General features: G+C 47.1%; 15 protein-coding genes. 2 read left to right on the forward strand and 13 right to left on the reverse strand.

Annotated elements, in window-relative coordinates:
• The first annotated feature begins 68 nt into the window (after positions 1-68).
• Positions 69-2186, forward strand: coding sequence for a DNA primase (gene dnaG / locus EV202_RS03305; RefSeq protein WP_131925406.1), 2118 nt, complete (start codon positions 69-71; stop codon positions 2184-2186).
• Positions 2187-2249: 63 nt separating this feature from the next.
• Here dnaG and folE read toward each other — a convergent pair whose 3' ends face one another.
• The 13 genes from folE to EV202_RS03370 all read right to left on the reverse strand — a co-directional run bounded on the left by folE (position 2250) and on the right by EV202_RS03370 (position 13548).
• A complete protein-coding gene (folE, locus tag EV202_RS03310; protein ID WP_106069052.1) occupies positions 2250-2837 on the reverse strand; it encodes a GTP cyclohydrolase I FolE in 588 nt (195 codons plus the stop codon).
• 10 nt (positions 2838-2847) lie between these two features.
• The gene (locus tag EV202_RS03315) at positions 2848-3309 is read right to left on the reverse strand and encodes an SPOR domain-containing protein (RefSeq protein WP_131925408.1); all 462 of its coding nucleotides are present in this window, start codon (positions 3307-3309) and stop codon (positions 2848-2850) included.
• Between the two features lie 144 nt (positions 3310-3453).
• Entirely contained in the window at positions 3454-4209 is a 756-nt protein-coding gene (gene tpiA / locus EV202_RS15220) for a triose-phosphate isomerase (RefSeq protein WP_131925410.1), read from the reverse strand.
• 45 nt (positions 4210-4254) lie between these two features.
• On the reverse strand, positions 4255-5589 hold the full coding sequence (locus EV202_RS15225; RefSeq protein WP_131925412.1) for a BT_3928 family protein: 1335 nt from the start codon (positions 5587-5589) through the stop codon (positions 4255-4257).
• A complete protein-coding gene (locus tag EV202_RS03330; protein ID WP_131925414.1) occupies positions 5579-6121 on the reverse strand; it encodes a DUF1599 domain-containing protein in 543 nt (180 codons plus the stop codon). Before EV202_RS03330 ends, EV202_RS15225 begins: the two co-directional genes overlap by 11 nt.
• 226 nt (positions 6122-6347) lie before the next feature.
• Entirely contained in the window at positions 6348-7217 is an 870-nt protein-coding gene (locus EV202_RS03335; protein ID WP_131925436.1) for a M23 family metallopeptidase, read from the reverse strand.
• Between the two features lie 268 nt (positions 7218-7485).
• Positions 7486-9582 carry an ATP-dependent DNA helicase RecG gene (gene recG, locus EV202_RS03340; RefSeq protein WP_131925415.1) on the reverse strand — a complete coding sequence of 699 codons (2097 nt, stop codon included), beginning with the start codon at positions 9580-9582 and terminating at the stop codon, positions 7486-7488.
• Complete coding sequence (locus EV202_RS03345) at positions 9570-10244, reverse strand: 2-C-methyl-D-erythritol 4-phosphate cytidylyltransferase (RefSeq protein ID WP_106069059.1); 675 nt, start codon at positions 10242-10244, stop codon at positions 9570-9572. The genes recG and EV202_RS03345 overlap by 13 nt, the downstream gene beginning before the upstream one ends.
• Positions 10245-10247: 3 nt before the next feature.
• The gene (locus EV202_RS03350) at positions 10248-10796 is read right to left on the reverse strand and encodes a DJ-1 family glyoxalase III (protein WP_131925417.1); all 549 of its coding nucleotides are present in this window, start codon (positions 10794-10796) and stop codon (positions 10248-10250) included.
• Between the two features lie 16 nt (positions 10797-10812).
• Positions 10813-11631: a TonB family protein gene (locus tag EV202_RS03355; protein ID WP_131925419.1), complete on the reverse strand. Its 819-nt coding sequence runs from the start codon at positions 11629-11631 to the stop codon at positions 10813-10815.
• Between the two features lie 33 nt (positions 11632-11664).
• A complete protein-coding gene (locus EV202_RS03360; protein ID WP_106069062.1) occupies positions 11665-12078 on the reverse strand; it encodes an ExbD/TolR family protein in 414 nt (137 codons plus the stop codon).
• Between the two features lie 40 nt (positions 12079-12118).
• Positions 12119-12835: a MotA/TolQ/ExbB proton channel family protein gene (locus tag EV202_RS03365; protein WP_106069063.1), complete on the reverse strand. Its 717-nt coding sequence runs from the start codon at positions 12833-12835 to the stop codon at positions 12119-12121.
• Entirely contained in the window at positions 12835-13548 is a 714-nt protein-coding gene (locus EV202_RS03370) for a pyridoxine 5'-phosphate synthase (protein WP_106069064.1), read from the reverse strand. The genes EV202_RS03365 and EV202_RS03370 overlap by 1 nt, the downstream gene beginning before the upstream one ends.
• A 104-nt stretch (positions 13549-13652) precedes the next feature.
• On the opposite strand from EV202_RS03370, the gene EV202_RS03375 reads away from it, so the two are divergent.
• A complete protein-coding gene (locus tag EV202_RS03375; RefSeq protein WP_131925421.1) occupies positions 13653-14522 on the forward strand; it encodes an NAD kinase in 870 nt (289 codons plus the stop codon).
• The last annotated feature ends 220 nt before the right edge of the window (positions 14523-14742 follow it).

Here is a 14742-nt window from a genome sequence, read left to right on the forward strand (position 1 = left end):
CCTGCCCGTACTCCGGCCCTTGCATTTTTTTCTTTGCAAGGGTCGATTTTATATGTACCTTTGCAGGCATGATAGACCAAGCCACCATAGACCGGATTTTGGATGCGGCTCAGATTGTAGATGTCGTATCGGACTTCGTCACCCTGCGCAAACGCGGTGTGAACTATGTAGGCCTCTGTCCTTTCCACAACGAGAAGACGCCCTCTTTCAGCGTGTCTCCTTCCAAAGGACTGTGCAAATGCTTCAGTTGCGGCAAGGGCGGAAACGCCGTGCACTTCATCATGGAGCACGAACAGATGTCCTACCCTGAAGCATTGAGGTATCTTGCCAGGAAATACGGCATCGAGATTAAGGAACGGGAACTCACCAACGAAGAGAAGCAGGCGCAGAGCGAGCGCGAAAGCCTGTTCATCGTCAACAACTTTGCCCGCGACTATTTTCAGAACATCCTGAAAAACCACGCGGACGGACGGAGCATCGGCATGGCCTATTTCCGCAGCCGCGGCTTCCGCGACGACATCATCGAGAAATTCCAATTAGGCTACTCCACCGAAAGCCACGATGCCCTTGCGCAAGAGGCACTGAAGAAAGGATATAAGAAAGACTTCCTCGTCAAGACCGGCCTTTGCTACGAAACGGACGACCACCGTCTGCGCGACCGCTTCTGGGGACGGGTCATTTTTCCCGTACACACACTCTCGGGCAAAGTGGTGGCCTTCGGCGGGCGTGTGCTGGCCGGTGCCACGAAAGGCGTAAAAGTGAAGTACGTCAACTCTCCCGAATCGGAAATCTATCACAAAAGCAATGAGCTTTATGGCATCTACTTCGCCAAGCAAGCCATCGTGAAGCAAGACCGCTGTTTTCTGGTCGAGGGCTATACGGACGTCATCTCCATGCACCAGTCGGGAGTAGAGAATGTGGTGGCCTCTTCGGGAACCGCGCTTACTCCCGGACAAATCCGCATGATTCATCGCTTCACCAACAACATGACCATCCTTTACGATGGCGACGAAGCGGGCATACATGCCTCCCTGCGAGGCATAGACATGCTGCTCGAAGAAGGCATGAACATCAAAGTCTGCCTGCTGCCCGACGGCGATGACCCCGACTCGTTTGCCCGCAAGCACAATGCTACGGAGTTTCAGGCTTTCATACAAGAAAACGAAACGGACTTTATCCGCTTCAAGACCAATCTGCTGCTGGGAAGCGCAGGGACAGACCCCATCAAGCGCGCCGAACTCATAGGAAGCCTTGTGCAAAGCATCTCCATCATCCCCGAGGCCATTGTGCGCGATGTCTACATCAAGGAGTGCGCCCAACTGCTGCATGTGGAGGACAAACTCTTGGTTTCTGAAGTTGCCAAACGGCGCGAGAAGCAGGCCGAACAACAAGCGGAGCGTGCCGAACGCGAACGGCGGGCAGCCAATGCCGCAAGAGAAAATGCAGAGGCAGGCAGCAACGGCAATAATGCCGATATGCCTCCTTCCGAATCGGCTTCGCAGCAGGGAAGTGATTATCCTCCCGAAAACGTTCCGCCTTCCGATTTTCCCGATGCGGCCCCACCTCCTTTTTCGCAGCAGGAAGAAGCGTACGTATCTTTCATTCCGCAGGAAGGAAAAGAAGGACAGGAGTTTTATAAGTACGAACGGTTGATTCTCCAAATGGTGGTGCGCTACGGAGAGAGAGTGATGTGCAATGTCAGCAATGAAGAGGGGCAGGAAGTCCCCATCACCGTAATCGAATACATCGTCGACGACCTGAAAGAAGACGACCTTGCCTTTCACAATCCGCTTCATCGGCAGCTGCTGGCCGAAGCGGCCGCCCACATCCACAGCGAAGGATTCATTGCCGAACGGTACTTCATGTCGCATCCCGACCCCACCATCAGCAAACTGAGCGTGGAGCTTATCAGCAATCGCTATCAGCTAAGCAAATACCACTCGAAAAGCCAGAAGATTGTAACGGACGAAGAACGCCTCTACGAATTGGTTCCTTTGCTGATGGTAAACTTCAAATATGCCATCGTCAGCGAGGAACTGAAGCACATCATGCTTGCGTTGCAAGACCCTGCCGTCATCAAGGACGAAGCACGTTGCGACAGCACCATGAAGCGCTACAACGAATTGCGCGAAGTGAAAAGCCTCATGGCCAAACGATTGGGAGACAGAGTCGTGATAAGTTTCTGATTCCAAGAAATTCAAGCAGAATAGACAAGTAAAAGAGATAAGACCGAGAATAAAAGAGTCCTTTTACGAGTTATTCCGAATTAAATTCATAAACTCTTCACGGGTTTTGGCCTGATTGAAGGCTCCGGTAAAATCGGAAGTGGTGGTAATGGAATTCTGCTTCTCAACACCACGCATCTGCATACACATATGCTTGGCCTCTACTACTACCATTACGCCCAGTGGATTAAGAGTATCCTGAATGCATTCCTTGATTTGCAGCGTCATGCGTTCCTGCACCTGCAAGCGATGAGAAAAGATGTCTACCACACGGGCTATCTTGCTCAGCCCCGTAATGTAGCCGTTAGGAATATATGCCACATGCGCCCTGCCATAAAATGGAAGCATGTGATGCTCGCAAAGCGAGAAGAAATCAATGTCTTTCACAATAACCATCTGACTGTACTCTTCCTGAAACTTGGCCGAACGGAGTACTTCATGCGGATCCATATAATACCCTTTTGTCAACGACAGCATGGCCTTTGCCACACGTTCGGGTGTTTTCTGCAAACCTTCACGCTCGGCATCTTCGCCCAACAAGGTGAGGATGCGATGATAATGTTCCTTCAGCTCGTCCAATGAAGGAGATACGATTTCTTCTTTTCCTAACATGATTCTTTTTTTATAGAGGAATGTTTATCTGCTCTCTTACAATCGATACTTCTTTAAACACACCGGTAGCACGCAACCGACGCATCATGGCATCTGCCTCTTCAATGCTGCGATAGTCTCCTGCACGGCACAACCAACGGGGAGGATTGAAAGAAGTATATACCGTAAGGTCCGGGAAATATTCTTTGATGCGGGCAGCTACCGCATAAGCCTCGTTCTTGGCCTGACGGGTATTGTTACCGGCATAAACTTGTATGCGATAGCCCGAACTCTTAATCATTCTCTGTTCGTCCGTACTGACAGTGGGAACAGCCTCCACACCTATCAAAGCCGCAATACGGGCATCTTGATGAATGGTCACCTTGCCTTGTCCCGGCACATTGCGCTCCAAGCTTTTCACAATATTATTCTGCGCAATAGAAAAGGTTGCAAAAACAAAACATACAATCAAAAGCAAACCAGACTTCTTCATAACAGTCGATTAAATGATATTTATAAATAACGCAGCCAATGGCCTATCGTTGGCTCGAATTGGGCGGATTTCACGGATTGAATAAGAACTCAGATAACCCGTGAAATCCGCACCAGAACATTATATCATAATGCAAAAGTTTTTTTACTTGAAAGCATCGATAATGCCCTTGAAGTCAGCAACACTCAAGGCAGCACCGCCAATCAAACCGCCGTCTACATCCGGATTGGCAAACAACTCCTTCGCATTAGAAGGCTTGCAACTGCCGCCATAAAGAATAGAACAATTTTCCGCTATTTCCTTGCCGTACTTCGCAGTCACTGCCGAACGGATGAAAGCATGGATTTCCTGAGCCTGAGCCGGAGTGGCAGTCTTACCGGTACCGATAGCCCAAACCGGTTCGTATGCCAAAACAATCTTAGAAAAATCTTCGGCAGGCAGAGAGAAAACGGAAGTCAATTGCGAAGCCACAACCTCATTCTGTTTGTCGGCTTCGCGCTCTTCCAACACCTCGCCGATACAGAATATCGGAGTCAAGCCGTTGGCCAAAGCCAGTTTTACCTTTTCTTCGAGGATGGCAACAGTTTCGCCATAGTATGCACGACGTTCCGAGTGTCCCAAAATCACATACTTTGCTCCGGTAGAAGCAACCATAGAGGCAGAAACCTCACCCGTATATGCACCCGATGCCTTGTCGGCACAGTTTTCTGCACCTACACTGATTTTGGCGGCGTCTACCAAAGGAGTAACAGACGCCAAATGAATAAATGGAGTACAAATGATTACATCACAATTGGGCTTTTCATTAGCCAATGCTTCATTCAGTTCTTTTGCAAGAGCAACACCCTCTTGAAGGGTTTTGTTCATTTTCCAGTTTCCTGCAACAATGTTTTTTCTCATCTTGTTTATTTATTAAAAGGGTTAATATATTTCTTGTTTGAATTACTATTTATGATTTAAAGAGTTGACGGATGAATCGGCATTTATATTACCTTTTCTCATTCTTTTTCTTTCCCGTCGCTTCACGACCAAGATATCAAGACCGATCACCATCAGCAGAGGGATGATGAACCACAACAACACATAGCCTATGGTGCGTACATCGCTTTCCTGTTTCTGTTCCCCTAAAGGGAGGTTCTCCAAACGGTCGGTCAGAACATATTCATCCGGCAGATAATCGTCGGCCCATTTGTTCAATACCGTTCCATCTTTTATCAGCAACAACCCCGGATTGGAACGGATAATGGTTTTCAATGTAATGTCGTCCATCTGACAGAACGGGTATTCCGCTCCGGTTTTATCACGCCACACATCTATCTCATCCGCCGGCGAAGAAGTCAGGGCATAGAAGCCGTAACCATGCTCCACACTGTAATCATATATCTCGTTGATAAGGTCGATATTGCTATCGTCAGCTTCTTCTATGCGATGTGCAATCAGCAAGAACGTATATCCTTTATCGGACAAGACACTGTCTGTTATATCTTCCCATGTATCCAGACTTGTCATCGAAAAGTCATGAATGGAAGGCTCATATCCTTTCTCTTTCAGTATGGTGCGCGCCTTTATAAAAGTCCATGTACTATCAGGATAATCCTCCAATGTAAACTCCCGACGTTCGCCATTCTTTTCTAAAACGAACCGACTCTCAAAGACACTTGGTTTGGCTCCTTCCGGAATCTCCATGCCTGTCCTGATATTCTTTCCGATCTTATAAGGACGAAAATCCAGTATCGGCAAGTTCTGCAAACAATAAAAAGATAAGAAAAACACAAACAGAAACGTATACATGGAAATCATCCACTCTATCTTGGGAGTGATAAAACGTACCTGCAGCTCCTGCCATTTGAATACTGAGATTGCCGCCATCAATAGCACTGCATTCTTACCGAAAGTCTGCCAATTGGTCAAAACCCAAGCATCACCGAAACATCCGCAATCAGAAACCGGATTAGTCAAGGCCAGATAGAATGTCAAGGGGGTAGCTACAACCATGAACAGCAATACCAAGGCAGCTGCCATCTTACGCCGTATGCCCAAAAGTAAGAAAACGCCTATGCCGAATTCCATAGCAGGCAATACTATTCCCGTCAGCAAGGAGAATCCGGGCGAAATCCAAGAAGTCATGCCGAAAGCAGCCAGATAGTCCTCAATCTTATAGTAGAAACCTAATGGGTCGACCGCTTTTACAAAACCGGAAAAAACAAACAAGGCTCCAAGCAGCAAACGGCAGAAGTTAACCCATATCTTCTCGACAATATGTGTCTTGTCAATCTCCAAATTCAATCTTAATTAAGCCGAAGACGGAATAGTTAATCATATCCATATAGTTGGCGTCAATCCCTTCTGAAACCAAAGTTTGCCCGGAAAGGCTCTCAATTTGCTTTGTTCGTCCAATCTTCATTAAAATCAAATCGGTGTATGAGCTAATACGCATACTACGCCACGCCTCATCATAATCATGATTTTTGGCAAGCATCAGTTCCAATGAACTCCCGGCATATTTATCATACAACACCAAAGCCTCTTCATTGGTTATGTCAGCCTTTTCGGCATAGCCCAATTCCAATTGTATCAAGCCGATTATTCCATAATTGACGATGGCAATGAACTCTGCACGGATATCTTCGTCAATCAGAGTGACCCCTTTTGTTTCAATGCTTCTAATGCGATTGGCTTTAATGAATATCTGATCTGTCACAGAAGAGGGACGGAGAATGCGCCACGCCGGACCATAATCATGAAGTTTCTTAGAGAACAAATCACGACACACCGCTATGACATGTTCAAATTGTTGCTTGGTTTCTTTCATTTTCTAATCTTCGCATTTTGTGGCAAAGGTAGGAATAATTAAAGAAAAAAGAAAGAAAGGCATATCAAAAGTAGGAGAGCTCGCATTAAAAAGGAAGCACGGATTTCACGAATTGACACGGCTTCTATGATCCAAAAACCGTGAAATTCGTATAACCCGTGCTTAAAAAAAGTGAGGAAATGCCTCAACACCCCCTCACCTCATTTTTATGGAGATTGTTTACGTTTTATGAGCAGCGCAAAACCTGTCCCGGACGCAAAACGGTTCTACGCGTAATTCTATTCAGTTTGCACAACTTATCAATGGTTGTACCCTGACGGGCCGCAATTCGTCCCAAAGTATCGCCCTTCTTCACTTTATAGAACAAACCTTCACCGACAGCCATTTGGCGTGCAGTGCTCGGAGTGCCCTTTGTCTTGTGGAATGTATATGAATCCGCAACGATATCTTGTTTTTCAAAATCAAACAGCAGAGCAGGGTCGATAGGAATTCCGAGGAAACGGGTCTCGAAGTGAAGATGCGAACCGGTGGAACGACCGGTATTACCACCCAAAGCTATCGGCTCTCCGGCCTTTACCAATTGATTCTCATCTACCATTTGTTTGAATAAATGACCGTAAACGGTTTCCAACCCATTATCATGACGAAGCACAATATATTTGCCATAGCCACGACGACCTTGATTCTTGACGATACGCACCTTGCCATCAAAAGCAGCCCGAATGGTATCTCCCACGTAAACCTTGATATCCAAGCCATAGTGCATTCTCCGCCTTCTGGGACGATAACCGAATATGTCCGTTATGCGGGTATTGGTGGTAGGCATACAAAAACCGGTCAAATCAAACGTATAGCTTTCCGGCACGATAGCGTCACCATAGGCCTGCACACGTTCATTGTTCCAGTCGGAATATAAATCCAAACCGGGATATAGTGATTGTTCTGCACGTATCTGTTTTTGCAGGGACAATGAATCTACACTTTTTAATTTTCTGTCGATGGGAGCCTGACGTGCAATGAGGTCCTGAGAGAAAGAGTTCAGACTGACCATTGCTGCCGCTGCTAATAATGTCGTTTTAATCCAATTAAAATCCATTCGTTCCGTCATTCTTTTTGATATTTACTACACACGTTTTTCGGCTAACCAAAGGTCAGTAGCTTTACGTAAATATCCAGATTGATTAAAAAATTCTCCCAAAGGTAAGATTTTCTCCGAAAAACGAGCTGAGACATTAAGTATTTTTTTCAGAAGAAGGTAGTAAAGGGAAACCAAAACTTGTCTTAAACCTTTATAAATAGGAAAGTTAGAAGAAAACATGTTTTACAGCATAAGAACGCAAGCAAAACGAATATTTAGTCATTTCTCAACTGATAGCCGCCCAATTAACATTCGTTTTTCTCAAGGCTTTCAACTGCTGCCACAATATTTCATTCTCAGGAAGCACTCCATTAGGGTCGGTATCCACCACACTCTGCGCCACTTCGCGAACATATTGCAACAATTGTCCGTCACGGACTATATCGGCAATTTTCAGATCAAATGCGACACCACTTTGCTGAGTACCTTCCAAATCGCCCGGCCCGCGCAACTTCAAGTCCGCCTCCGCTATCTCAAAACCATCATTGGTGCGTACCATGATTTCCAAACGTTTCCGCGTGTCTTCGGCCAATTTATATCCTGTCACCAAAATACAATAAGACTGCTCGGCTCCCCGCCCTACACGCCCCCGAAGCTGATGAAGCTGAGACAATCCGAAACGCTCGGCATTTTCGATAATCATCACCGAAGCATTCGGTACGTTTACACCTACTTCTATCACCGTAGTAGCCACCATTATCTGTGCTGCACCGGAAACAAACAGTTGCATCTGCGCATCTTTCTCGGATGCTTTCATCTTACCATGCACCTTGCAGACTTTACACTCAGAAAATTCTTCCCGAATATGCAGATAGCCTTCTTCGAGATTCTTCAAATCGATTTTCTCGCTTTCCTCTATCAATGGATAAACAATATAGACCTGCCGCCCCTCGGCTATCTGCTTGTGTATGGACTGATACAAGCTCATTCTGCGATTGTCAAACTGATGGAGGGTGACGATGGGTTTGCGTCCCGGAGGCAACTCGTCTATGACAGACACATCCAAATCGCCATACAATGTCATGGCCAATGTACGAGGAATCGGGGTTGCCGTCATAACCAACACATGAGGAGGTTGTACGTTTTTAGTCCACAGTCGTGCACGCTGGACAACACCGAAGCGATGCTGCTCATCAATCACCACCAAACCGAGAGAGGCAAAATTTACCGTATCCTCAATGACGGCATGCGTACCTACCAGTATGTGTATGTCTCTCGTCAACAAACCGGAAAGGATTGCTTCACGTCGTTTCCCTTTAATGGAACCGGTTAATAGCTCCACACGAATACCCATCCCGTACAGCAACTCACGGATGGTTTCATAGTGTTGGTTCGCCAAGATTTCGGTAGGAGCCATCATACATGCCTGATAGCCGTTATCAAGTGCTATCAGCATGCTCATCAGAGCAACCAATGTTTTTCCACTGCCCACATCTCCTTGCAGCAGCCGGTTCATCTGCTTGCCGGACCCCACGTCTCTGCGGATTTCTTTCAGAACTCTTTTTTGCGCATTGGTCAGTTCGAAAGGCAGATTCCGGGAATAGAATGTGTTGAAAATCTCTCCCACCTTTTCAAAAACATAACCGCGATACTTTCGTTGCCGGTCTTTTGCATATCGCAGTATATTCAACTGTACATAAAACAGTTCTTCAAATTTCAGGCGATATTGTGCCTTACGCAACAATTCCGGATTAGAGGGGAAATGAATGTTAATCAAGGCTTCCGTCAGTGGCATCAGATGATGTCGGGCAAGGATAGAAGGCGAAAGCGTCTCCGGCAACGGGTCTTGTAACTGCTGCACCACGGCGTTCATCATTTTCTCAATGGCATGCGAATTGAGAAAACTCCGTTTCATTTTTTCTGTCGTATTATAATAAGGTTGCAACCCCATGGAGGATAATTTTAAATCCGAGGCCGGATCTATGTCAGGATGCGCAATGTTTATTCTGCCATTGAATAAGGTCGGCTTACCGAACACGATATACTCCTGATGTACCTTATATTTTCCAATCAAGTATTTGATGCCTTGAAACCAGACCAAATCCACCACTCCCGTATCATCCGAGAAGTGAGCAATCAGTCTGCGCTGACGGCCTTCACCCACTGTCTCAAAACTCAAGATTTCTCCTTTCAACTGAATATAAGGCATTGCCCCGTCAATTTCCCGGATGGAGTAAATGCGACTGCGGTCTACATATTTATAAGGGAAATAATACAAGAGGTCGTGCAGTGAATAAATGCCCAATTCTTTATTGAGCACCGCAGCACGTTGCGGCCCTACACCCGGCAAATATTTTATGTCACGCGTGACTAAATCGAACATGATTCCGTAAGGACTGTGGCTATTTTCAAATCAAATGGAGTGGTTATCTTGATATTTTCCTTGTTACCTTCGGTCAAGAAAACAGATTCCCCCAACGCTTCCACCACAGAAGCATCATCTGTGAAGAGGGAAGTATATGCTTGCCCGTATGCTTTTTTCAGCAATTCCGCATCAAACACCTGAGGTGTCTGGACAAGTCTATAATCATCCCGATTGACCGTTACACTGCCATCTCCGGTCAGGCGGCGTACTGTTTCCACTACCTCTATCACCGGCACGACTGCTTTTTTTTCCGCAGCCAGTTTATAGCAACGGGCAATAACCTCCGGCGAAACAAACGGACGCACTCCATCGTGCACTCCGACCAAAGCCGGTGTTTTCACCAAAGCCAACCCGTTCTTCACAGAATGGAAGCGGGTTTCTCCACCATCCGCAATGACATGGGGCAATGAAAAGCGGCACTCCCTGCACAACTGTCTCCAATAGTCTTGCTGACTGTGAGGAAGCACCAATATTATTTGTATCTCCGAATCACTGTCATAAAAGGCTTCCATTGTGCGCATCAAAACCGGTTTACCCCCTACCGGGATAAACTGTTTGGGGAGTTCGCCTCCCATACGCAAGCCTTTGCCGCCGGCTACTATCAGAGCATACCGTGTCATAAATCACCGAACGCACATTGCTTCTTTCAATTCCTCTACCTTCTCTTTTCCTTTCAGCAGTTCCACGATGGCCAATGCAAATTCCATAGCGGCTCCCGGCCCTTTTCCCGTGATGATGTTGCCGTCTCTTTCCACCAGGGCGCCGGTGCAATCAGCCCCTTCAAGATACTGTTCGAATCCGGGATAACAAGTAGCCTTTTTACCTTTCAACAATCCCAGCTTGCCCAGCACCATAGGAGCAGCACAAATGGCGGCTATCGGTTTTTGCTCCTCGGCAAAACGCAAAATAAGCTTACGCAGTTCGTCGCATTTCTCCAACGTTGCCGCACCCGGCATACCACCCGGCAGCAATACAAGTTCCGCATCGAAAAAGTCGCAATTCACCACATTCTTATCGCATAAGACAGGAATATCATGTGCTCCCGTCACTATTTCGTCGGGGGTAACGGTCACCATTTCCACATTCAGTCCGGCACGCCTCATCACATCCACAGATGTAAAAGCTTCGGTCTCCTCAAATCCGTCGGCAAAAAAAACATACACTGTACCCATAATTGTTTCTCCTTATCTATTTCAGGTTAAAATAATACGTTATCGTCCCTACTTGATTGTTCAACCCGCTCACTGCATTGAAACGAGCCTTTTTGGCCGCATCTTCCGCCGCCTTACGCAACGCGGGATTCACGGTATTTGTCTGGCGATTGATGCCGGTAGCTATTACATATCCGGCGGGATTCACGGTAATTGTTACAACCACCCTACCCTCGTCTTGCACGTTATATACCGGCCGAGGCAATCCTCCTTCACCGATGGAACGTCCGCCGAGGCTGAATGTTCCGTAACCTCCCGTACCGGAAGTTGCACCGGTAGGAGCATTTCCTTCAAGGCTACCCTGAAGCCCCTCACCTTTTGTATCTCCTTTACTGTCCATCCGGGCTCCTTTACCGAAAGCACCGGCCACACGCCGGCGTGCAGCCTCTTCCGCTTCCTTACGCTCTCTTTCGGCTTTGGCCTCCGCCATTTTGCGAGTGTCTTCCGCTTTTTCGGCTTCTGTCTTTTCAGGCTTTTTCACTTCTTTCGGTTTCTTCACTTCTGCTTTGGGCTTCAGCGCAACGGTTTCTTCCGCTTCCTGCGTAATGATGTCCTGTTCCTCCGTTTCCTGCACTTGTGCGGCAGGTTCTTCCGGCATAACGTCTACTTTCACCAAAGAGGGGTCGGCAACTCCAAGCGCATCGGACACCTCTCCCAACATGACAGGCACTCCTCCCTCTTCCATCGGTTCAGGCAACGCAAATCCCACCAGTATCAAAAGGGCAATGATGGCCGCATGCACCAAAAGCGCACCCGTCACACCAATATATTTTCCTTTTTTCTTCTGATTCAACATACGGTATCTGCGTTTGAAGTAAACGACTAAAAACTATTTTCCTTCGGGTGGACGCGTTGCCAGCACCATCTTGAATTTGTTCTCGTTTGCGATGTTCAGCACTTTCACTATTTCCCTATAAGGTACTGTTTCATCGGCATACAAAGCAATGTACATTTCAGGCTCTCTCTCTGCGCACGATTGCAGAAAAGGCGTCAATTCCTCCAATGTCAACTGTTGCTCCCTGTCATTGCCGAAAGCGGCATAATAGTTCAGGCCGGCATCGATGATGACCCTTGTCAGAGGCTTGGCGGATGTCTGTTGCTTTCCTTGCGGCAACAACACCTTGATGGCATTGGGCGACACCATGGTAGATGTTATCATAAAGAAAATCAACAGCAGGAAAATCAAGTCCGTCATGGACGCCATGCTGAAAGAGGGTGATATTTTAGCTCTACGTTTTAACACTTTATGAATTGCTAATTATAAAATTTTCAACTACGAATCATCAATGCGCCGGTTCGTTCAGCAAATCCATGAACGCCATTGTCTTGGCTTCCATCTTATTGACCACGCCATCTACCAGCGTCACCAGATAGTTGTAGGAGAACATAGCTATGATACCGACAATCAAACCGCCCACGGTGGTAATCATCGCTTCATAGATGCCGCCCGAAAGCATTGTGATGTCGATGTTGTTTCCGGCGTTTGCCATCTGCCAAAAAGCTCTCACCATACCGGTCACCGTGCCAAGAAAACCTATCATGGGCGCACCTCCGGAGATGGTTGCCATGATGGTCATTCCTTTCTCCAATTTGGCGACTTCAATGTTTCCCACATTTTCAATGGCGGCCTGCACATCGTTCACCGGACGCCCCAGACGACTGATTCCTTTTTCAATCATACGGGCAGAGGGTGTATTCACACTGCGGCAATAGGCAATGGCCGCTTTCAGCTCTCCACCCAGAATATAATCCTTTATCTTATCCATGAACAAGGGGTCTTCTTTTCCCGCCTTCCGGATAACATAATTACGTTCGAACAAGATATAGAAACAGAGCAAAGACATCAGGCCTAACACAATCATAATCCAGCCGCCCTTGATGGCCATGCTCCATAAGTTCATCTCATCGGAAGCGCTTACTTGGGTCAATACCGGATTGGCACCTGCGATGGAATCGGTCAGTGCCGGGGCCGCTTGGGCCAATAACAACATTATATTCATCAGCGAAGACAGTTTTTATATTCCTGAATAGTACGTTCCAGTCCCAGATACAGCGCATCGCTAATCAGCGCATGGCCGATAGACACTTCGTCCAACCACGGAATGTTTTGATAAAAATAATTCAGATTGACCAAACTCAAATCATGCCCGGCATTCAGGCCCAAGCCCAAACTGCGGACTACCTTGGCGGCCTCGACAAAAGGGGCTACCGCCGCTTCCCGATTCTGAGGATATGCCTTCGCATAAGGTTCCGTATAGAGCTCCACGCGATCGGCACCCGCTTTGGCCGCATATTCTATCATTTCGGTTTCAGTAGAAACAAAAACGGAAGTACGGATGCCGGCATTGTTGAATTTATCCAATACTTCGTTCAAGAAATCGTAATTACTTTTAGTATCCCAGCCGGCATTCGAGGTTATTTGTCCGGGGCTGTCGGGCACCAAAGTGACCTGATGCGGTTTCACCTTCAAAACCAAGTCTATAAATTCGGGAGCGGGATATCCTTCTATGTTAAATTCCGTATGCAACAGCGGACGCAAATCATATACGTCCTTATGGCGTATATGCCTCTCATCGGGGCGAGGATGCACGGTAATCCCGTCGGCTCCAAAGCTCTCGCAATCCAACGCCACTTTTACGACATTCGGGATATCTCCTCCGCGAGCATTGCGCAGCGTTGCAATTTTGTTTATATTTACACTCAACCTTGTCATAATTCGCTTCATTGTTTTGGGCAAAAGTACAAATAATCGCGATACTTCGGCTGCATTCCAAGAAAAAAATAGCATATTTGCATCCTAATCCAACCATGTTTGTTATGAAGTTTGCCATATTCGGAAATACCTATCAGGCCAAAAAATCGTTTTACGCGGAAAATCTCTTCCAGTTGCTCAAGCAGCACGATGCACAACTTTGCATTTGCCGTGAGTTTCATCATTTCCTGACCGCCGACTTAAATCTAAACATTCCGGCGGCAGAATTGTTTGACGGTGACAACTTTTTTGCCGACATGGTAATAAGCCTCGGCGGTGACGGCACTTTTCTGAAAGCCGCAAGCCGTGTGGGGAAAAAAGATATTCCTATTCTCGGCATCAACACCGGCCGTCTGGGTTTTCTGGCAGACATCTCACCGGAAGAGATGGAGGTTACTTTCGACGAGATTTACAATAATCACTATAAAGTGGAAGAACGAAGCGTCCTGCAACTAAGGTGCAACGACGATCATTTGATGAAGTCGCCCTATGCGCTCAACGAGATAGCGGTACTGAAGCGAGACAGCTCCTCCATGATTACCATCCATACCGCCATCAACGGCGCACCGCTTACCACCTATCAGGCCGACGGATTGATAATTGCCACCCCTACCGGCTCTACGGCCTATTCACTTAGCGTAGGTGGTCCGCTTATCGTTCCTCACAGCAAGACAATCGCCATTACGCCTGTTGCCCCTCACAGCCTTAACATCCGCCCCATCGTCATCTGCGACGATTGGGAGGTTACACTCGATGTAGAAAGCCGCAGCCACAATTTCCTGGTTGCCATCGACGGACGCAGCGAATCTTGCAAGGAGACTACCCGCCTGCATATCTCGCGGGCGGACTACAGCATCAAGGTGGTGAAACGGTTCAATCACATCTTCTTCGATACGTTGCGCAACAAAATGATGTGGGGGGCAGACGTCAGATAACCTGTCTCGTCCCCTCTTAATTCATTGCCCTGAACGGCAAGGTTCATACTCGTGTCCTTTCGCCCCTGACAACATAAAAACAGGAAGGCGTACCCACTCCAAGAGTCAGTGTAAATAAAAATTACTACTGTCCGCTAAACCATAATTATCTACTCCCAACTCGTTAACTATTACGTGTTGGGAGTATTTCTTTTTTCGGACAAGCCCCCTTATTTCAAAT

Source organism: Prevotella heparinolytica (genome assembly GCF_004342845.1).
GTDB classification, from domain to species: domain Bacteria; phylum Bacteroidota; class Bacteroidia; order Bacteroidales; family Bacteroidaceae; genus Bacteroides; species Bacteroides heparinolyticus.

What these genes read in the sequence shown, in the direction of transcription:
- dnaG (WP_131925406.1), top strand. Translation starts at nt 69, where the DNA reads ATGATAGACCAAGCCACCATAGACCGGATTTTGGATGCGGCTCAGATT.
- folE (WP_106069052.1), bottom strand. Translation starts at nt 2,837, where the DNA reads ATGTTAGGAAAAGAAGAAATCGTATCTCCTTCATTGGACGAGCTGAAG.
- EV202_RS03315 (WP_131925408.1), bottom strand. Translation starts at nt 3,309, where the DNA reads ATGAAGAAGTCTGGTTTGCTTTTGATTGTATGTTTTGTTTTTGCAACC.
- tpiA (WP_131925410.1), bottom strand. Translation starts at nt 4,209, where the DNA reads ATGAGAAAAAACATTGTTGCAGGAAACTGGAAAATGAACAAAACCCTT.
- EV202_RS03330 (WP_131925414.1), bottom strand. Translation starts at nt 6,121, where the DNA reads ATGAAAGAAACCAAGCAACAATTTGAACATGTCATAGCGGTGTGTCGT.
- EV202_RS03335 (WP_131925436.1), bottom strand. Translation starts at nt 7,217, where the DNA reads ATGGATTTTAATTGGATTAAAACGACATTATTAGCAGCGGCAGCAATG.
- recG (WP_131925415.1), bottom strand. Translation starts at nt 9,582, where the DNA reads ATGTTCGATTTAGTCACGCGTGACATAAAATATTTGCCGGGTGTAGGG.
- EV202_RS03345 (WP_106069059.1), bottom strand. Translation starts at nt 10,244, where the DNA reads ATGACACGGTATGCTCTGATAGTAGCCGGCGGCAAAGGCTTGCGTATG.
- EV202_RS03350 (WP_131925417.1), bottom strand. Translation starts at nt 10,796, where the DNA reads ATGGGTACAGTGTATGTTTTTTTTGCCGACGGATTTGAGGAGACCGAA.
- EV202_RS03355 (WP_131925419.1), bottom strand. Translation starts at nt 11,631, where the DNA reads ATGTTGAATCAGAAGAAAAAAGGAAAATATATTGGTGTGACGGGTGCG.
- EV202_RS03365 (WP_106069063.1), bottom strand. Translation starts at nt 12,835, where the DNA reads ATGAATATAATGTTGTTATTGGCCCAAGCGGCCCCGGCACTGACCGAT.
- EV202_RS03370 (WP_106069064.1), bottom strand. Translation starts at nt 13,548, where the DNA reads ATGACAAGGTTGAGTGTAAATATAAACAAAATTGCAACGCTGCGCAAT.
- EV202_RS03375 (WP_131925421.1), top strand. Translation starts at nt 13,653, where the DNA reads ATGAAGTTTGCCATATTCGGAAATACCTATCAGGCCAAAAAATCGTTT.